Genomic DNA, 18,960 nt, shown 5'->3' on the forward strand with positions numbered 1-18,960 from the left:
GCGGAGATAGAAATGGCACGTAACGATGTAAGCGAAGCGCAAGACGGCCTGCAGGAAAAACTGATCGGCGTGAACCGCGTGGCCAAGGTGGTCAAGGGCGGCCGCCAGTTCCGGTTTGCCGCATTGACCGTGGTCGGTGACGGCGAAGGCCGTGTCGGCTATGGCTATGCCAAGGCGCGGGAAGTGCCGGCGGCTATCCAGAAGGCGATGCAACAAGCGCGCATGGAAATGCGCGACGTCTCACTGACCGACGGGACCCTGCATTACGCAGTCAATGGCCATCATGGCGCGGCGAACGTGTACATGCAGCCGGCGTCCGAAGGTACCGGGATCATTGCCGGGGGTGCGATGCGTGCCGTGCTTGAAGTGGCAGGCGTGCGCAACGTGCTGGCCAAATGCGTCGGCTCGCGCAACCCGATTAACGTCGTGCAGGCGACCATCGACGGGCTCACTGCGGTGAGTTCGCCGGATCGGGTTGCTGCCAAGCGCGGCAAGACCGTTGACGAAGTGACGAGCTAAGCCATGAGCAAGCTGAAATTGACCCTGGTACGCAGCACCGCAGGCCGCATCGCCTCTCACAAGGCGTGCGTGCGAGGTCTGGGGCTGCGCAAGACCCACAGCACTTCGACGATCGAGGCCACTCCCGAGAATATGGGGATGGTGAACAAGGTGTCGTACCTGCTTAAGGTAGAGGAAGTCTAACCATGCGACTGAATGAGATTGCGAGCCCCGACGGCGCCCGGAAGCCGGCTAAGCGCCGCGGCCGTGGTATCGGCTCGGGTCTGGGTAAGACCGGTGGCCGTGGCCACAAGGGCCAGAAGTCGCGGTCAGGCGGCTTCACCAAGGTCGGCTTCGAGGGTGGTCAGATGCCCTTGCAGCGTCGTCTGCCGAAGGTGGGTTTCCGTTCCCGCAAGCAGCGCTATGCCGCCGAGGTTCGCCTCAGTGAACTGGCCAAGGTCGACGGTGACGTCACCCTGGAAAGCCTGAAGGCCGCCGGCGTGGTGCGCAATGATGTCCAGAGCGCCAAGATCTTCGCCTCGGGCGAAGTGTCGAAGGCCTGCACTGTTAAGGGTGTGGGTGTGACCAAAGGCGCGCGGGCGGCGATTGAAGCCGCTGGCGGGAGCGTTGAGGCGTAAATAATGGCGCGTGGAGCGACAGCACGTTCCGGTGGCGGACTCACCGGCTTTACCGAGTTACGCCAACGCTTACTGTTCGTGCTGGGCGCTCTGGTGGTCTACCGGATCGGTACCTTTATCCCGGTGCCGGGGATCAATCCGGTGGCTGTTTCGCAATTCTTCGAACAGCAAAGCGGCACCATCCTGGACATGTTCAACATGTTTTCCGGGGGTGCGCTGGAGCGGTTGTCGATCTTCGCCCTGGGCGTAATGCCCTATATCTCGGCGGCGATCATTATGCAGTTGCTCGCGGCGACGGTGCCCGCCTTGCAACAGTTGAAGAAGGAAGGCGAGCAAGGCCGCCGCAAGATTACGCAGTACACGCGCTACGGGACCGTCGCGCTGGCGTTGTTCCAGAGTATTGGGATTGGGATCGCGCTGAATGGGCAGACCATTCAGGGCATGCCGATGGCGTTGAATCCCGGGTTCATCTTCATCTTTACGGTGGTGGTGTCGCTGGTGACGGGGACCCTGTTCTTGATGTGGCTCGGTGAGCAGATTACCGAGCGCGGCATAGGTAACGGGATCTCGATCATCATCTTCGCTGGTATCGTGGCGGGCCTTCCGGGCGCCATCGGCGGTACCCTGGAGCTGGCGCGTACCGGCGAGTTGGCGGCGGCGTTCGTGGTGATCCTGATCGTCCTGGCCCTCGCGGTGACGGCCTTCGTGGTGTTCGTGGAGCGCGGGCAGCGTCGCGTAACGATTAATTACGCGAAGCGACAGGTGGGGCGGAAGATGGTCGGTGGCCAGTCGTCGCACCTGCCGTTGAAGCTCAACATGGCGGGCGTGATACCGCCGATCTTCGCATCGAGTATCATCCTGTTCCCGTCGACGCTGGGGCAGTGGTTTGGCCAGGCCGAAGGCATGGACTGGCTGCGCGAGATTTCGACGACGTTGGCGCCAGGTCAGCCGCTGTACGTGATGTTCTATGCGGCCGCGATCATCTTTTTCTGTTTCTTCTATACCGCGCTGGTATTCAATTCGCGCGATACAGCGGAAAATCTGAAAAAGCAGGGCGCGTTTATCCCGGGGATTCGTCCGGGCGTGCAAACGGAACGGTTTATCGATGGGGTCATGACCCGGTTGACGGCGGTCGGGGCGGTGTACATCACCGCGGTCTGCCTGCTTCCCGAGTTCCTGATCCTGTACTGGAATGTGCCTTTCTACTTTGGCGGGACGTCGCTGCTGATCATCGTGATCGTGGTCATGGACTTCATGGCGCAGCTGCAGTCGCACTTGGTGTCGCACCAGTACGAAGGCTTGATGAAGAAAGCGAATCTGAAGGGTTTCGGCGGGACCGGGATCCGGTAGACCAGGAGAAAGACCATGAAAGTACGTGCATCTGTAAAGCCGATCTGCCGGAACTGCAAAGTCATTCGGCGTAACGGCGTGGTGCGGGTGATCTGTTCGGATGCCCGTCACAAGCAACGTCAAGGCTGAACTTGGCGTAACGGATATTCATTGCTACTATAGCCGGCTTTGCCGGATTTAGATGGAGAGGTTGGATGGCTCGCGTCGCTGGAATCAATATTCCTGACCAGAAGCACACGGTAATCGCGCTGACCGCGATCTATGGCATTGGCCCGACTCGGGCTGGCCTGATCTGCGATGGAGCGGGTGTGCGTCGGGACATCAAGGTGCGGGATCTGACCGATGCCGAAGTCGATGCACTGCGCGCCCAGATCGACAAGATTCCCGTAGAAGGGGATCTGCGCCGAGAGGTCAGCATGAACATCAAACGGCTGATGGACCTCGGCTGCTACCGTGGCGTGCGCCACCGCCGCGGCCTCCCGCTGCGCGGTCAGCAGACGCAGACGAACGCTCGCACCCGGAAGGGTCCGCGGCGTCCGATTCGCAAGTAATCAGACTGGGATTTCAGGTACATGGCACAAGCGCAAACTCGGACCAAGAAAAAGGTCCGCAAGAATATCGCCGAGGGCGTGGCTCACGTGTATGCCACGTTCAACAACACCATCATTACGATCACTGATCGGCAGGGCAACACGATTAGCTGGGCCACCTCGGGTGGGTCCGGCTTCCGTGGCTCCCGCAAGTCGACCCCGTTCGCGGCTCAGATTGCCGCCGAACGTGCCGGGACGACGGCGGCCGAGCACGGCGTGAAAAACCTCGACGTGATGGTGCGCGGTCCGGGTCCGGGCCGCGAGTCGGCGGTACGTGCGCTGAACAATGCCGGGTTCAAGATCACGAATATCAGTGATGTGACCCCGATCCCTCACAACGGCTGCCGGCCGCCCAAGAAACGCCGCGTTTAAGGCTGGAGTTCAAGAATGGCTCGTTACATTGGACCGAAATGCAAGCTCAGCCGCCGCGAAGGCGTGGATCTGGGCCTGAAGAGCGGCGCTCGCGCGCTGGAAACCAAGTGCAAGCTGGACAAGCCGCCGGGTCAGCACGGCGAACGTCGTACCCGTTTGTCCGATTACGCCGTGCAGCTGCGCGAGAAGCAGAAGCTGCGCCGTATCTACGGCGTGCTGGAGAAGCAGTTCCGCAACTATTACAAGAAGGCCGCGCAGCGCAAGGGCTCCACGGGTGAGAACCTGTTGAAGCTGCTGGAAGGCCGTCTGGATAACGTGGTCTATCGCATGGGCTTCGGCTCCACGCGTTCCGAGGCCCGTCAGCTGGTTGCGCACCGCGCGATCCAGGTGAACGGCCAGGTGGTCAATATTGCGGCCTACCAGGTGCAGCCTTCGGACGTGGTTACCGTGCGTGAGAAGGCCCGTAAGCAGGTCCGTATTCAGGACTCGATGACCCTGGCCGAGCAGAGCGGATTCCCGAGCTGGATCGAAGTCGATACCAGTAAGTTTGAGGGGAAGTTCAAGGCGGTTCCGGATCGTTCCGATCTGCCTGCCGACATCAACGAGTCGCTCGTCGTCGAGCTGTACTCGAAGTAATCGTACGTTTTAGTCGCCAGCGACCCGGCGCCAGGAGTCACAATGCAGTCCAACGAACTGGTCAAGAAACAGCAGATCGAGGTCGAAGCCGAGAATCGGAATCAGGCCAAGGTTGCGCTCGAGCCGCTCGAGCGCGGCTTTGGGCACACGCTGGGCAACGCCCTGCGCCGTGTTTTGCTTTCGTCCATTCCGGGCGCGGCTATCGTCGAGGCCCGCATCGAAGGTGTGCTGCACGAATACACCACGATCGAGGGTGTTCAGGAAGACGTCGTCGATATCCTGCTGAATCTGAAGGGTGTGGCGCTGCGCATGCATGCGCGCGATGAGTCGAACCTGACCCTGAAGAAGAAGGGTCCGTGTGTCGTGACCGCGGGTGACATCCAGGTCGATCACGATGTCGAGGTGGTGAACCCCGAACACGTGATCGCGACCATCACCAAGAACGTGGAACTGGACATGACGCTTCAGGCCCGCGCCGGTCGTGGCTACGAGCCGGTGAGCGCTCGTCGCAAGGCCGAGGGCGGGGATGACACCGGGATTGGTCGACTGCTGCTGGATGCCAGCTTCAGCCCGATCCGCCGAGTGTCCTATCGCGTTGAAAGCGCGCGCCTGGCTCAGCGTACCGACATGGATCGCCTGGTACTGGAACTCGAAACCAACGGTGCGATTGCCCCTGACGATGCCGTGCGGCAGGCCGCTACGATTCTGCAGGGCCAGTTGGCCCCGTTCGTGGATCTTCAGGAAGAGACAGGCGAAGTCGTGGGTGCTGCGGGTGGTGCGATCGATCCGGTGTTGCTGCGCCCGGTTGACGAGCTCGAACTCACTGTGCGTTCGGCGAACTGCCTGAAGGCCGAGAACCTGTACTACATTGGTGATCTGGTGCAGCGCACCGAGGTTGAGCTGCTGCGAGCCCCGAATCTGGGCAAAAAGTCGCTTACCGAGATCAAGGACACGCTGGCGACCCACGGGCTGTCGCTCGGCATGCGTCTCGAGAACTGGCCGCCGCCGGGTCTGCGCGACGACAACGAGTAATCACGGCGCCCCGCGCCCATCGTTTTTCTAGAGGAAGCCTCTCATGCGTCATCGTCATTCCGGCCGCCAGCTGAACCGCAACAGTTCGCATCGCAAGGCCATGTTTCAGGCCCTGTCCGTGGCTCTGTTCCGGCACGAGCTGATTAAGACCACGCTGCCCAAGGCGAAGGAACTGCGTCGTGTGGCCGAGCCGCTGATCACCCTGGCGAAGGAAGACAGCGTGCACGGCCGACGCACTGCGTTTGCCCGCCTGCGTGACAAAGAGATCGTGGGCAAGCTGTTCAGTGAGCTGGGCCCGCGCTATCAGGAGCGCCCCGGTGGGTACTTGCGCATCCTCAAGTGCGGCAACCGTCCCGGTGACAACGCCCCGATGGCGTATGTCGAGCTGGTGGACCGCCCGGAAGACACCGAGGTGAAAGAGGACGAAGCGGCCTGAGGTCGCGGAATTCCTCTCGATAGATCTGCCCCGGCTCAGGGGCGGAGCAAAAGCCGGCCTAGAGCCGGCTTTTTTGTGGCTAGATACATGGCGATGGGTTGGGAGTGTTACACGAAGAAGCCCGCAATCTCCGTCTGTGGAGGGGGTGCGGGTCGGATCGTCCAGCAGGCGCTTAAACGCTGGCGGCTTCGCGAGTCGGCGCGGCCAGCATGGGCGCCAGGAACCGGCCGGTATGGCTGCGCGGGTGTCCGGCGACAGCCTCTGGAGTGCCCGCTACCAACAATTCGCCACCGCCACTGCCACCCTCGGGCCCGATGTCGATGAGCCAGTCGGCGGTCTTGATGACGTCGAGGTTGTGCTCGATGACGACGATGGTGTTGCCGTGGTCGCGCAGCCGATGCAGGACCCGAAGCAGTTGTGCGATGTCTTCGAAGTGCAGGCCGGTCGTGGGTTCGTCCAGGATGTAGAGCGTGCGTCCGGTATCGCGCTTGGAGAGCTCGCGTGCCAGCTTGATGCGCTGGGCCTCACCGCCGGACAGGGTCGTCGCATTCTGGCCCAGCTGGATGTAGGACAAGCCGACTTCCATTAGCATCTCCAGCTTGCGATGGATGACTGGGACCGGCTGGAAGAAGTCCAGGGCCTCCTCCACGGTCATTTCGAGGACCTCATGGACATTCTTCCCCTTGTACCGAACCTCCAGGGTCTCTCGGTTGTAGCGGTGGCCCTTGCAGACATCGCAGGGAACAAAGACGTCGGGGAGGAAGTGCATTTCGACCTTGATGACGCCATCGCCCTGGCAGGCCTCGCAGCGCCCGCCGCGCACATTGAACGAGAAACGACCCGGCTTGTAGCCACGGGAACGTGCCTCGGCGGTGGCCGCAAATAGTTCCCGGATGGGCGTGAACAAGCCGGTGTAGGTGGCCGGGTTGGAGCGCGGTGTGCGTCCGATCGGACTTTGGTCAATATCGACCACCTTGTCGATCAGCTCGAGGCCGTCGATACGTTCGTGTTCCTCGATGTGATGGCGCCCACCATGCAATTCCGTGGCGACGGCGGGGTAGAGCGTATTGTTGACCAGCGTCGACTTGCCTGACCCGGAGACCCCGGTGACGCAGGTGAACAGGCCGGTCGGGAAGGCGAAATCTCCACCCTTGAGGTTGTTGCCGCGCGCGCCGATCACGCGGATCTCTCGGTCCGGATCGGGTTCAATGCGGTGTCCGGGGACGGGGATGCAGCGTGTTCCGCGCAGATAGGCGCCGGTCAGGGAATCGGCATGCTGGGTGACCGCCTCCGGTGTTCCCGAGGCGACGATCTGACCGCCATGGCGGCCGGCCCCGGGGCCGATGTCCACGACGTAGTCGGCCTGGCGGATCGCATCTTCGTCATGTTCCACCACGATCACGGTATTGCCGAGGTCACGCAGGTGGCTGAGGGTGTTCAACAGACGTGCATTGTCACGCTGGTGCAGGCCGATAGAAGGCTCGTCCAAGATATACATCACACCCACCAGCGCGGAACCGATCTGAGAGGCCAGCCGGATCCGTTGCGCCTCGCCACCGGACAGGGTGTCGGCGGAACGGTCCAGGGTGAGGTAGTCAAGTCCGACATCGTTGAGAAAACCCAGCCGCGACGAGATCTCACGCACGATCTTCTCGGCAATCTGGGCGAAACGTCCCGGGAGTTGCAGGTCACTGAAGAAGGCCTGGGCGTTGGCCACGCTCATGTGGGTGACCTCCGGCAGGGTCATGTCGTTGACAAAAACGTGGCGGGCGGCCGAGTTCAGGCGCGTACCGTGGCAGTCGGGACAGGGTTGTTCCGCCAAGTAGCGCCCCAGCTCCTCGCGTACGGCCGAGGAGTCGGTCTCTCGGTAGCGTCGTTCCAGGTTCGGGATCACCCCTTCGAACACGCGTTCGTCGGTACGCACGCGTCCATTGGCGGCCGGGGTCGAAAGCTTGACCTTATCGGTACCGGAGCCATGCAGCACGACGGCGCGGACCTCGGCCGGGAGCTCTTCCCAGGGGGTCTCTACGTCGAAGCCATAGTGACGAGCCAGGCTCGTCAGCAGGCTGAAATACCAGGCATTGCGACGGTCCCAACCGCGCACCGCGCCGCCGCCCAGGCTTAACGCGGGTTGCGAGACCACCCGCTCCGGGTCGAAGTACTGGCGCACGCCGAGGCCATCACAGGTGGGGCAGGCGCCGGCCGGGTTGTTGAACGAGAACAGCCGAGGCTCCAGCTCGCGCAACGCATAGCCACAGACGGGGCACGCATAGCGCGCGGAGAAGATCATCGGCTCGCGTTCCGGCTCGTCCATCCACGCGACTAGGGCCAGGCCGTCGGCAAGTTCCGTGGCGGTTTCGAAGGACTCGGCCAGGCGCTGGCGCAAATCCTCGCGGACACGGAAACGGTCGATTACGATCTCGATGTTGTGCTTGCGCTTGGGGTCCAGCGCCGGCAGCGCGTCGAGGTCATGGATCTCGCCATTGATGCGTGCGCGCAGATAACCCTGCGAGCGCATCGCCTCCAGCATCTTGTGGTGTTCGCCCTTGCGGCCCCGGACCACCGGCGCCAGGAGCATCACCTTGTCGCCTTCGGGGAGAGCCAGTACCTGATCGACCATCTGCGAGATGGTCTGGGCCGCCAGCGTCTCGCCGTGTTCCGGGCAGCGTGGCTCGCCCGCCCGCGCGAACAGCAGGCGCAGGTAGTCGTAGATCTCGGTGATGGTGCCGACCGTGGAGCGCGGGTTGTGCGAGGTGCTCTTCTGCTCGATGGAGATGGCCGGCGACAGGCCCTCGATCTGGTCCACGTCGGGCTTTTCCATCATCGACAGGAACTGGCGGGCGTAGGTGGACAGGCTTTCCACGTAACGTCGCTGGCCTTCGGCAAACAGGGTGTCGAAGGCCAGTGACGACTTGCCCGACCCGGAGACGCCGGTGATCACGATGAGCCGCTCGCGCGGCAGGTCGAGGTCCACGTTCTTCAGATTATGGGTGCGGGCGCCGCGTATGCTGATGCTGTCCATGGGGCTGGGTCGACTCCAGTGGTTTGCGTCCGGCGGCGCGGCCGGGGAAATTCCCGGGACGCCGCAAACCGTTCATGGTAACACCCGGGCCGCAAGCGCCATGGTTTCCGCGCCAGGGTTGCCGGTAAACTCCGCGGACATGACTACCTTCCCTGCTTCGTTCCGGTCCCGGGCGCCATGAACTCGCGCGAGCTGCGCGCCACCAGCGGTCTGGCGGCCATCTACGGCGTGCGCATGGCCGGCCTGTTTATGGTCTTGCCCGTGTTTATGCTGCATGCCGACCGCATTCCCGGAGCGACTCCCCTGCTGATGGGGCTGGCGCTTGGGGTCTATGGACTCACCCAGGCCCTGCTGCAGGTCCCGTTCGGGCTTCTCTCGGACCGAGTTGGGCGCAAGCCATTAATCCTTGCGGGCCTCCTGTTGTTCGTGGCGGGAAGTCTGGTGGCGGCTCTCGCCGAGTCCATCCACGGGATCATCCTGGGGCGCGCCCTGCAGGGCGCAGGCGCAGTGGCGGCGGTGATCCTCGCGCTCACTGCGGATCTCGTGGGCGAGGAGCGGCGGATGCGGGCCCTGGCCGTGATTGGTCTGACCATTGGTCTGACCTTCACGGCTGCGATGGCCCTGGGACCCGTGGTGGATCAGGCCGCAGGGCTGCCCGGGATCTTTGGCCTTTCGGGCCTGCTCGGGCTGGTCGCCATTGTGATCCTGTTTCTATGGGTGCCTGACCCTTCGCATACACGGGCCCACCCGGACATGGTCCCGGCATGGTCGGCCCTGCCGCGGATCTTGCGGACCCCCGATCTGCTGCGCTTAAACCTTGGCATCTTCGTGCTGCACCTGGTCCTGGCGGCCAATTTCCTGGTGATACCCGTGTTATTGGTCGAGACGCTCGCGCTGCCAGGCGCGAGCCACTGGAAGTTCTACGTGCCGGTGCTGTTGGCGGGATTCGTATTGATGCTGCCGGGGATTCTCTTTGGTGAGCGCCGCCGCCGGCTACACAGCGTGATGCGTGCCGCCATCGCCCTGTTGGTCGGGGTGCAGATCCTGTTGGCGCTTCTGGTGCTGGATGGCGGTGGCCTGTGGACGCTGGCGGCGCTGATGATCCTGTTCTTCGCCGCATTCAACCTATTGGAGGCTGGCTTGCCGTCGCTGGTCGCCCGCGTGGCGCCGGTGGCCCACAAAGGCACCGCAATGGGCGGTTTTGCCACAGCGCAGTTTCTCGGCATCTTTGCCGGCGGCGTACTGGGGGGCGGACTGCTTACGCTTGCGGGGCCGGTTGGGGTGTTTCTCGCCGGAGTGCCGCTGCTCGTGATCTGGTGGTGGAGCGCGCGCGGGTTGCAACCGCGTTATCGGTCCAACCGGGTGATGGCCGTGCCTGCTCACTGGCGCGGGCGCGAGGAGGAGCTGCGGCAAACACTTGCGCAGTGGCCGGGTGTGCACGAGGCGGCGTTGTCACCGGATGCTGGCTCCTTGTACCTGAAGGTGGAGCCGAACGGTCCGGATACTCCCGAGCTCACGCTCTGGCTGGCACGATCGCCCGGGACCTAGTGCCACTGTGATGTGGGTAGCCGGCAAGCGATGGAGGCTGCCCTTGTGCGGGGCCGCACTGTCGTCGACGGGGCAGGCTGCTACACTAGCGGGTCTGTCTCTCCATGCCCGACTGAAGGAGGCCCCATGGCCCGCGGCGTCAATAAAGTCATCCTGCTCGGCAACCTCGGGGCCGACCCGGAAAAGCGCGAAACCCCGAACGGGGTGACCGTCACCAATCTGCGTCTGGCGACGTCGGAGCAGTGGACCGACAAGAATTCCGGCGAAAAGCGCGAGAATACCGAATGGCACCGGGTGGTGATGTTCGGACGCCTGGCGGATATCGCCGCGCAGTACCTGTCCAAGGGATCGCAGGTCTATGTCGAAGGCAAGATCCAGACGCGCAAGTGGCAGGATCAGTCCGGCAATGACCGCTACAGCACCGAGATCGTCGCCAACGAGATGCAGCTGATCGGCGCGCGCGGGGGTAGCGGCGGCGGTGGCGGTTTCGACCAGGATCCGGGTTATGGTGGTGGCAGCGCCTACGGTGGTGGCGGCCAGCAGAGTGGCAACCGCAGCCCTGCGCCGGCCTCGGGTGGCGCCTTCGATGACGATGACGTCCCCTTCTGAGAAGTACCTTGGTTAAGGTGTAAAGAGTAGTGCGTATTCAAGGCGAGACTTTCCCCGCTATTCGGGGGGTCTCGCTTTTTTGTGCCCGCAATCGGATGTAGAGAACCAAGACGGTGGACGCCGAACGAGCATCTATTTGAGGGCTGTCGTCGTCCATCGACTCGGTCACTAGCGTGATGCACGCTACTCCGGTTCCCGTCTCGCGGCCCGCGAGGCAGACGCGTGACGTTCCGATGGTTCGTTAGCTGGCGAGAGGGCGCATCCGGAACCTGCCGGATGCGCCCTTGCCTGTCCGAAGCCAGGCATTGCTGGCTTAGTCGTCGCCCAAAGTGGCTGAAATGGCCGTCACGGTAAACGTGCCATCACCGATCATGCCGACCTCCTTGGCCGTGCCTTCGATCAGATCCAGATGGTAGAGCCGCGAGACTTTTTCCTCGTCCCGCACCAGTGCCGCAATCCCGGAATTGCCCTGCGTGATGTCGATGCTGTGCTGACTGGTGCCCGCAAGCGCACCGACACCCAGACTCCCGACATCCACCAGTGCTCCGTCGTTCGGCACTACCACCCGCGCTAGGCTTGCTTCATCACCTTGGTTGTCGACCACATACTGGAAGTCCAACGATGGAACTTCGCCTTCCAGTTCCTCCGGTGCGGGTCGATAGCCAACTGCCACCACGTCTGGGACCATTGTGTCGCCGAGACGCACCGTGCCATCGACAAAACCAAATCCCGCGTCGCGAGCTTCGTCTTCCAATTCGCGGCCGTCCTGCAGGTTGACGCGCAGGTTCTGCCCGCTACTGCTCAGGATGCGCACCAAGTCTACCGCTGGGTTGAAGTCTACCGAGAACCGGTCGCCCTGCATGCTGACGTCATCCGCCAGGGCCAGCTCGGCGATCTGCTTCGCCGTTACCGAGCTGCTTCCCTCCTCAAGGTAAAAGATGCCGCCGTCCGTGCCGAAAGCATACAAGCCGTTGGGATTGTCCGGATCCTCCGAAGCACGGCGCAGATCCATGCCGATCAGGTCTTCATCATCCAGTCCGTGGATGTCCAGGGATCTAGAAGTCGAGGTTTCGCCTCTGGTGAACACTACGATCTGCGGCGCCATTCCGTCGCGCTGGTCCAGCATCATGAACTCGCGCTGGCTGGCGTCGTCAGCATCCCCCTCAACGGTCATGTCGATGTAGGTGCCCTGTGCTGGCTCCAGCTTCGCCACCGGGTCGCCCGCTGCACCTGTTTCCGCATCGATTTTATAGAGCGCCGCTTTGCCGTCGCGTTCCAGTGCAAGCCAGTGCTCGTTGACGCCATCTGCATTTTGGAAGATGTCATAGCCGAGCAGCTTGTTCGGCGTGTCATCGCCAGGGAACAGCTCGCCGACCTCGTTTAGGAGACCCGGGTTCGAGGCCTGTGTGAACAACGTTTTGACCTCATCATCGATCGTATAGTGCGTCGTGTCGTCAGTGTCTGGATCATTGTTCGAATACGACGTGCCGGACACGCCCTGTCGATAACCGAACTTTCCATCCTCGATCGCTGTCTCGTTCGCGTCCGGCTCCAGGTTGCCCGGGCCCACGCGCAGATTTCGACCGTCGGTCGAGCCGGTAATGCGCAGCGCGTTGGCCGCCGGGTTGAAGTCCATGTCGATTTTGCCATCCAGTGCCGGGTCCGCAATCTCGGCCGAGACTGTGGACTTGATAGCGCCTGACTCCGGATCCAGAATCACCAGCTCACCGCCCGCGGTCAATGCAAACAGGTCGCCGTCATCAGGACGGAAATCCAAGCCGACAACATCCATGCCGTTCAGGGAGCCAAGTACCTCGAAATCTTCGGGTGCTTCCGACGAAAAGCGAATCAAGTCATTCGCGTCGGTCACTGCAAAGATGTCGGTGGCGTCCAGATCTGCACCCGAATCAGCGGAACTGCTGCTGGCCCCGATGACGACGGTCCCTAGCGCGATCGATATGGTAACGGAAAGTGTGGAATGTACGTAACGGTTCATGATTCCTTACTCCTTGTGGTCTCTATGAAAAATCGACACCGAGCTTGTGGCGTCCTGCGAGGGTGGATTTAGGCGCGAGTAATATATTGCGTTCCCCCTTCCAGCCGACGCTTCCTCACGGCTTGTGCTTAAACTTCATCACACGAGACGTAAATCGCACCTTGGCTACGGGGAAGAGCACGAGTTGCAGCGTCGAGTTCAGAAAACTCATCAATTCAGGACCGATCCGGACGGTTTCTGTGAGCCAAGTCGCCTTAAATCAGATGCAGGCCGTGTTGGGGGAACGCTGATTCAATCCGTCGCTGCTCTCGTGCTGCGAGCGGGTTTAGGATCATGGCGTCCAGCTTTTTTTGGTCGGGGGTGAGGGTGATTATCGGAGCGCAATTTCTCCGGCCTAGGGTGGGGATCGGAAGAGAGCCTGAGGGCGCCCACGGAGCAGTTTGGAGCGATTGCTGCGGGCGTGCGTTGCGCAGCAGCGCTTCATGCTGAGAAGCGCCTGGGCGCCCGGCCCGGCGCTGCGGGGTCCGCGATCGCGCGCACACGCGACGCCTGGTGCGCGCGAACTCGTGCGCTGTGAATCCGTCCCCGGTGGTAGCGTGCTGGAAGGAATTGGCCAGGTGCAGACGCCTTAAAGGCGACCCGTTTCCTGCTAACCGGCCCATCTCAAACGCTATCAGCGTTACACTATTGGACTAGGTGCCGCAAAGGGCGACTCGAAGCGCATCAGCGTGGGGTGCCCGAGCGAGCACGAGGCCCTGTAAAGAACGACTGCCAAGTCAGGGCCGAAAGCGCCTCGTTCTTTCCATTTATCTTGACGGAACTCGTGCACATGATCCAAGTTAACTTTTTGCAACAAATGGTTACGGACATCGAAAGTGAGGGCAGGTCCCTCTTTCCATTTTGAGGCTCGCGTCCTGAAACCAAAGCAGCGAAGTACCGAAGCATGATCCGCAAGGTCTATATCCAGACGCACGGCTGCCAGATGAACGAGTACGACTCCGATCGCATGCTCGACGCCCTGCGCGAGCTGCACGGGGCGGAGCGTACCGACGACCCGGAGCAGGCCGATGTCCTACTGATGAATACGTGCTCCATTCGCGAGAAGGCACAGGAAAAGGTGTTCTCGCTGCTGGGGCGCTGGCGTCAGATCAAGGAACGTCGGCCGGAGGTGATCATCGGCGTGGGTGGCTGTGTCGCCAGCCAGGAGGGCGATGCCCTGCGTGCCCGCGCCCCGTATGTGGATCTTGTGTTCGGACCGCAGACTCTGCATCGTTTGCCGGCCATGATCCAGTCCGTGCGCCGCGAGCGCGCACCCGTGGTGGATATCTCCTTCCCCGAGATCGAGAAGTTCGATCGTCTTCCGGAGCCGAAGGCCGATGGTCCGACCGCGTTTGTGTCGGTGATGGAGGGGTGCTCCAAGTACTGTTCCTTCTGCGTCGTTCCGTATACCCGAGGGGACGAGATCAGCCGTCCGTTCGACGACGTGATCGCCGAGGTTGCGGCGTTGGCGGCGCAGGGAGTCAAGGAGGTCAATCTGCTGGGCCAGAACGTGAACGCCTATCGCGGGCCGATGGACGACGGCGATACCGCCGACCTGGCCCTGCTGATTCACTATGTGGCCGCAGTCGACGGGATCGAGCGCATCCGCTTCACCACCTCGCACCCGGTTGAATTTTCCGACTCGCTGATTCAGGCCTATGCCGACGAGCCGAAGCTGGTCAGCCACCTGCACCTGCCGATCCAGAGTGGTTCCGACCGCATCCTGGCGCAGATGAAGCGGGGCCACACGGTGCTCGAATACAAGTCCAAGATCCGGCGTCTGCGCGAGGCACGCCCGGATCTGGATCTCTCTTCCGATTTCATCATCGGCTTCCCCGGCGAGACCGACGCCGATCACGCTGCGACCATGAAGTTGATCGAGGAACTGCACTTTGATTTCTCGTTCAGCTTCATCTATAGCGCCCGTCCGGGCACCCCGGCTGCGGCCTTGCCGGACGACGTACCGATGGCGACCAAGAAGGCGCGCCTCGCCGAGTTGCAGGCCATGATCGAACAGCACGGCCGCGAGCGTAACCAGACCATGGTGGGTAATGTGGAGTGGGTGCTGGTCGAGGGTCCGGCCAAGCGCAATCCAGGCGAGCTGGCCGGTCGCACAGCGAACAACCGTATCGTCAACTTTGCCGGTGACCCCAGCCTGATCGGGCAGATGGTTCCGGTCGAGATTACCGAGGCCCTTGCGCACTCCTTGCGCGGGCAGACGGTCGCGCGGGACATCCCCGCTGCCGTCGGCGCCTGAACTGAATGGCCAATCGTCTGGATTTCACCCTGGAACCCGGTGACCAGGAGACGCTCGCGCGGATCTCCGGGCCACTGGATGCGCATCTGCGCCTGATCGAGTCGCACCTGGGTGTGGCGGTGCACAATCGCGGGCCGCGTTTCAACCTGACCGGTCCGAAGTCTGCGGTACAGGCCGCCGGGGCCTTGATCCATGACCTGCACCGCATGGCGCAGGAGGAACCGGTCAGTCTGGAGCAGGTGCATACCGCATTGCAGACGGCCCACGTCGAGGGGTTGGCCGATGATGGGGGCGGGGCGAATGGCAGCGACCCGTCGCTGCGGCTCAAGCGCGCAGTGATCCGCGGGCGTGGACCGCGTCAGGCCAAGTACCTGGCCGCGATCGCAAAGCACGACCTCAGCTTCGGGATCGGACCGGCCGGTACAGGCAAGACCTTCCTCGCGGTTGCGGCGGCGGTGGCCGCGCTGGAGCAGGATCGCGTACAGCGCCTGGTGCTAGTGCGCCCGGCAGTGGAGGCGGGCGAACGCCTGGGCTTCCTGCCCGGCGATCTGGCGCAGAAGATCGACCCCTACCTGCGGCCGATGTACGACGCATTGTATGAACTGATGGGCTTCGACCAGACCGCGCGCCTGATGGAGCGCCAGGTGATCGAGGTCGCGCCGCTGGCCTATATGCGTGGCCGAACCCTGAACGAGTCCTTCATCATCCTCGACGAGGCACAGAACACCACCGTTGAGCAGATGAAGATGTTCCTGACCCGTATCGGCTTCGGATCCACGGCCGTCGTCAATGGCGACATTACCCAGGTGGACCTGCCGCGCGGTCAGCGCTCCGGCCTCAAGCACGCCATGCAAATCCTGACCGATGTGGAAGGCGTGCATATCACTCGCTTCCAGGCGGGTGACGTGGTTCGTCACCCGCTGGTGCAGCGTATTGTCGAAGCCTATGACGCGCACGAGCAGGAGTCCGGGACCCCAGGTCCCGCGCCCGAACCCAACGAACATGGCGCTTGAGGTGGCGGTGCAGTACGCCGTGCCGCGTGCGGGCGTGCCCGCCGCCGCCACCTTGCACCGCGCCGCCCGTGCCGCCTGGCGAGGGTCAGGCGTGGCGGCGGTGACCCTGCGCTTGGTGGACGCCGAGGAGGGCCTGGCACTGAATCATGCGTTCCGTGGGCGCGACTACGCGACCAATGTGCTGTCATTCCCGGTCCCGTCGCTGCCGCCCGGTTTGCCCCCCGAGGCGGGCGCCTATCTGGGTGACGTCGTGTTGTGCGCACCGGTGTTGGCGCGAGAGGCGGCCGAGCAGGGCAAGACGCTGGCGGCCCATTACCATCACATGGTGGTGCACGGGATGCTGCACCTGCAGGGCCTGGACCATCAGACCTCGGACGAGGCCAAGCGGATGGAGGAAATTGAGTCCTCGATCCTGGCCGGGTTAGGCTATTCCGACCCTTACGCTGCCGAGCATCCGGACCGCACCCTGTCGTCGCATCCTGCCGGAACCGTCCCTGATGCCTGAACCCGAACCCGACGAGCAACCGATCTGGCGTCACTGGCTGACCCGGGCCTGCAAGATCCTGCGCCCGCTCCGCGAACCGACGACCCGCCGTGAACTGATCGAGACCCTGCGCGGTGCCCATGCCCGCGAGCTGGTCGACTCCGAGGCCCTGACCATGCTGGAGGGCGTGCTGAACGTCGCCGACATGCAGGTGCGGGACATCATGATCCCGCGCGCCCAGATGGAAGTGGTGCGGCGTGATGCCGGGCTCTCCGATTTTCTCCCCGATGTGGTGGCTTCCGCGCATTCGCGCCTGCCGGTGGTCGGCGATCATCGCGACGAGGTGGTCGGCGTATTGCTGGCCAAGGACCTGCTGCGCTTCTTTGGTGAACCCGACGATGCCGCCTTTGATATGCAGGAGATCCTGCGTCCGGCGGTCTTCGTGCCCGAAAGTAAGCGCCTGAACGTATTGCTGAAGGAGTTCCGCCTGAGTCGCAATCATATGGCGATCGTGGTGGACGAATACGGCGGCGTGGCCGGGCTGGTGACCATCGAGGATGTGCTGGAACAGATCGTGGGCGAGATCGAAGACGAGCACGACGTCGAAGACTACCTGACCCAGATCATGCAGCACCCTGGCGGGCGCTACACCATCAAGGCGCTGACCCCAATGGAGGAGTTCAACGCCTACTTCCAGAGCGCGTACAGCGAGGCCGATTTCGACACCATCGGTGGCCTGCTGCTGTCGCACTTCGGGCATGTCCCGCGGCGCGGCGAGCAGATCGTGGTGGATGGCATGCAGTTTCGCGTGCTGCGTGCCGACAACCGGCGTCTGCACCTACTGGAGATGCGGCTTCCGGAGCCGGATGCCGCGGTCGCGGCTAGCGAGGGCGCGCAGCCGTTTGACGGGCCGCCCCGGGAACCGGACGACGGACGCAGCCCCTGACACGCATGCAGCCTCTTTTTGAACGTCTGCCGCCCTGGGCCTCGGCCTTGGTGGCACTGCTGGCCGGCGGCGCCGCCACCCTGGCCTTTGCCCCCGTCAGCTGGTTTCTGGCTGCACCCCTGGCCCTGGCCGTCTGGTTTGCCCTGTTGCCCGGTGCCACGCTGCGGCAGGCCACCGTGTTGGGTTATGCCTTCGGCCTCGGCTTCTTCGGGGTTGGGGTTACCTGGATCTTCAACAGTCTCCTGGTGTTCGGGCAGGCCCCACTGGTGGTCGCCTCGCTCATTACCGTGTTGTTCGTGCTGGTGATGGCGGCCTATCCGGCGCTGCTGGCCGGATTGGCCGCGCGTTTCCTGCCACTGGCACGACCCGCCGGGATGCTGGCACTGGCCGGCGGGTTGGTGCTGATGGAACTCGCCCGTTCCTGGTTGTTCTCGGGCTTCCCCTGGCTGCTGTTCGGTCACACCGTGCTGGATACGCCCCTGCAGTCCTGGTTGCCGCTAGTCGGCGAGCTCGGAGTGGGTCTGGTGGTGGCCCTGCTGGCGGTGGCGATGGTCACCGTGTTCCGGCCCGGACAGCGCTGGCTGGGTGCGGGCCTGGCGGGGATGCTGGTGATCGCCTCGGTAGCACTGGGGCTGGTGCGGTGGGTGGAGCCCGGTGGCGCGCCAATCTCGGTGGCCATGGTGCAGGGCAATATCGACCAGGCTCGAAAATGGGATGCCGACGGCATTGAGTACTCACTGGGCATCTACGAGGACCTGACCCATGAGGCGGGCGACGTGGATCTGGTTGTTTGGCCGGAGACCGCCATCCCTGCGCTGTATGTCGAGGTACAAGGTCCGCTGGGGCAGCTCGCCCAGTCGCTGGCGGAGCACGATGGCGAGCTTCTGGTAGGGGTCTTCGATCATCAGGCGGCGGGTCGCCATGTATACAACTCGGTGGTCAATGTGACCACTGGGGCCGGCTACAACAAGCGGCAGCTAGTCCCCTTTGGTGAATATATCCCGTTGCGCGGGCAACTCGACTGGCTGGATCGATTGCTGGCGATCCCCATGTCCGACCTCAGTCCTGGTGAGGGAGATGGTCGTATGCAGATTGCCGGGCAGATGGCCGGGGTGAGTATCTGCTACGAGTCGGCGTATTCTCGGCACATTCGCGCGGCATTGCCGGAGGCCGGCTTTCTGGTGAACGTTTCCAATGACGCCTGGTTTGGCGACAGCCTGGCCCCGGCCCAGCACCTGCAGATTGCGCGGGTGCGCGCGGTGGAGGCCGGGCGTCCAATGATCCGTGCCACGAACACCGGGATCTCTGCCCTGATCGATGCGGATGGCCGGTTGCTGGAACGCTCGGGGCTGTTCACCCGCGAGGTGGTCACGGGTTCGGTACAGCCCCGTCAGGGCGTGACGCCGGCGACCGCCACCGGGATGGGGCCGGCGGTACTGGCGGCCTTGGTCCTGCTGATAGCGGGCGCCGCAATCCGTCGCCGAGCGCGCTGAA

At 63.1% G+C, this 18,960-nt stretch carries 19 protein-coding genes; 17 read left to right on the plus strand and 2 right to left on the minus strand.

The window, feature by feature from the left end:
* The first annotated feature begins 12 nt into the window (after window positions 1-12).
* The 10 genes from rpsE to rplQ all read left to right on the plus strand — a co-directional run bounded on the left by rpsE (window position 13) and on the right by rplQ (window position 5,552).
* On the plus strand, window positions 13-519 hold the full coding sequence (gene rpsE, locus F462_RS08640; RefSeq protein WP_018139887.1) for a 30S ribosomal protein S5: 507 nt from the start codon (window positions 13-15) through the stop codon (window positions 517-519).
* Window positions 520-522: 3 nt separating this feature from the next.
* Entirely contained in the window at window positions 523-702 is a 180-nt protein-coding gene (rpmD, locus tag F462_RS08645; RefSeq protein ID WP_018139888.1) for a 50S ribosomal protein L30, read from the plus strand.
* A 2-nt stretch (window positions 703-704) separates the two neighbouring features.
* The gene (gene rplO / locus F462_RS08650) at window positions 705-1,136 is read left to right on the plus strand and encodes a 50S ribosomal protein L15 (protein ID WP_038053280.1); all 432 of its coding nucleotides are present in this window, start codon (window positions 705-707) and stop codon (window positions 1,134-1,136) included.
* A gap of 3 nt (window positions 1,137-1,139) precedes the next feature.
* Entirely contained in the window at window positions 1,140-2,486 is a 1,347-nt protein-coding gene (gene secY / locus F462_RS08655; protein WP_018139890.1) for a preprotein translocase subunit SecY, read from the plus strand.
* Window positions 2,487-2,501: 15 nt separating this feature from the next.
* The gene (gene rpmJ / locus F462_RS13385; protein ID WP_018881305.1) at window positions 2,502-2,615 is read left to right on the plus strand and encodes a 50S ribosomal protein L36; all 114 of its coding nucleotides are present in this window, start codon (window positions 2,502-2,504) and stop codon (window positions 2,613-2,615) included.
* Between the two features lie 65 nt (window positions 2,616-2,680).
* Window positions 2,681-3,037, plus strand: a complete 357-nt coding sequence (rpsM, locus tag F462_RS08660) for a 30S ribosomal protein S13 (protein WP_018139891.1) — start codon at window positions 2,681-2,683, stop codon at window positions 3,035-3,037.
* Window positions 3,038-3,058: 21 nt separating this feature from the next.
* Window positions 3,059-3,448 carry a 30S ribosomal protein S11 gene (gene rpsK / locus F462_RS08665; RefSeq protein WP_017941093.1) on the plus strand — a complete coding sequence of 130 codons (390 nt, stop codon included), beginning with the start codon at window positions 3,059-3,061 and terminating at the stop codon, window positions 3,446-3,448.
* Between the two features lie 15 nt (window positions 3,449-3,463).
* Window positions 3,464-4,084 carry a 30S ribosomal protein S4 gene (gene rpsD / locus F462_RS08670; protein ID WP_038053282.1) on the plus strand — a complete coding sequence of 207 codons (621 nt, stop codon included), beginning with the start codon at window positions 3,464-3,466 and terminating at the stop codon, window positions 4,082-4,084.
* Window positions 4,085-4,126: 42 nt separating this feature from the next.
* Window positions 4,127-5,116 (plus strand): DNA-directed RNA polymerase subunit alpha, encoded by a 990-nt coding sequence (gene rpoA / locus F462_RS08675; protein WP_018139893.1) that lies wholly within the window; start codon window positions 4,127-4,129, stop codon window positions 5,114-5,116.
* Window positions 5,117-5,159: 43 nt separating this feature from the next.
* Window positions 5,160-5,552: a 50S ribosomal protein L17 gene (rplQ, locus tag F462_RS08680; RefSeq protein WP_038053285.1), complete on the plus strand. Its 393-nt coding sequence runs from the start codon at window positions 5,160-5,162 to the stop codon at window positions 5,550-5,552.
* 172 nt (window positions 5,553-5,724) lie between these two features.
* On the opposite strand, the gene uvrA is transcribed toward rplQ, so the two are convergent.
* Window positions 5,725-8,574 (minus strand): excinuclease ABC subunit UvrA, encoded by a 2,850-nt coding sequence (gene uvrA, locus F462_RS08685; RefSeq protein WP_038053287.1) that lies wholly within the window; start codon window positions 8,572-8,574, stop codon window positions 5,725-5,727.
* A gap of 177 nt (window positions 8,575-8,751) precedes the next feature.
* Here uvrA and F462_RS08690 point away from each other — a divergent pair, with 177 nt between their 5' ends.
* Both F462_RS08690 and ssb read left to right on the plus strand, forming a co-directional pair.
* Window positions 8,752-10,122, plus strand: a complete 1,371-nt coding sequence (locus F462_RS08690; protein WP_038053291.1) for an MFS transporter — start codon at window positions 8,752-8,754, stop codon at window positions 10,120-10,122.
* A 126-nt stretch (window positions 10,123-10,248) separates the two neighbouring features.
* Window positions 10,249-10,731, plus strand: a complete 483-nt coding sequence (gene ssb / locus F462_RS08695) for a single-stranded DNA-binding protein (protein ID WP_038053294.1) — start codon at window positions 10,249-10,251, stop codon at window positions 10,729-10,731.
* 313 nt (window positions 10,732-11,044) lie between these two features.
* Here the strand turns inward: ssb and F462_RS08700 are convergent, their stop codons facing one another.
* Window positions 11,045-12,727, minus strand: coding sequence for a DUF4394 domain-containing protein (locus F462_RS08700; RefSeq protein WP_038053297.1), 1,683 nt, complete (start codon window positions 12,725-12,727; stop codon window positions 11,045-11,047).
* Window positions 12,728-13,670: 943 nt separating this feature from the next.
* Between F462_RS08700 and miaB the strand changes: the two genes are divergently transcribed.
* The 5 genes from miaB to lnt are packed head-to-tail and all read left to right on the plus strand — an operon-like array spanning window position 13,671 to window position 18,959.
* Window positions 13,671-15,023, plus strand: coding sequence for a tRNA (N6-isopentenyl adenosine(37)-C2)-methylthiotransferase MiaB (miaB, locus tag F462_RS08705; protein ID WP_038053300.1), 1,353 nt, complete (start codon window positions 13,671-13,673; stop codon window positions 15,021-15,023).
* Between the two features lie 5 nt (window positions 15,024-15,028).
* Window positions 15,029-16,036 carry a PhoH family protein gene (locus F462_RS08710; RefSeq protein WP_038053304.1) on the plus strand — a complete coding sequence of 336 codons (1,008 nt, stop codon included), beginning with the start codon at window positions 15,029-15,031 and terminating at the stop codon, window positions 16,034-16,036.
* Entirely contained in the window at window positions 16,026-16,541 is a 516-nt protein-coding gene (gene ybeY / locus F462_RS08715) for an rRNA maturation RNase YbeY (RefSeq protein ID WP_038053311.1), read from the plus strand. Before F462_RS08710 ends, ybeY begins: the two co-directional genes overlap by 11 nt.
* The gene (locus F462_RS08720; protein WP_038053314.1) at window positions 16,534-17,466 is read left to right on the plus strand and encodes an HlyC/CorC family transporter; all 933 of its coding nucleotides are present in this window, start codon (window positions 16,534-16,536) and stop codon (window positions 17,464-17,466) included. The genes ybeY and F462_RS08720 overlap by 8 nt, the downstream gene beginning before the upstream one ends.
* 5 nt (window positions 17,467-17,471) lie before the next feature.
* Window positions 17,472-18,959, plus strand: a complete 1,488-nt coding sequence (gene lnt / locus F462_RS08725) for an apolipoprotein N-acyltransferase (protein ID WP_038053320.1) — start codon at window positions 17,472-17,474, stop codon at window positions 18,957-18,959.
* The last annotated feature ends 1 nt before the right edge of the window (window position 18,960 follow it).

It is taken from the genome of Thioalkalivibrio sp. ALJ1 (assembly GCF_000745395.1).
Lineage (GTDB): Bacteria > Pseudomonadota > Gammaproteobacteria > Ectothiorhodospirales > Ectothiorhodospiraceae > Thioalkalivibrio.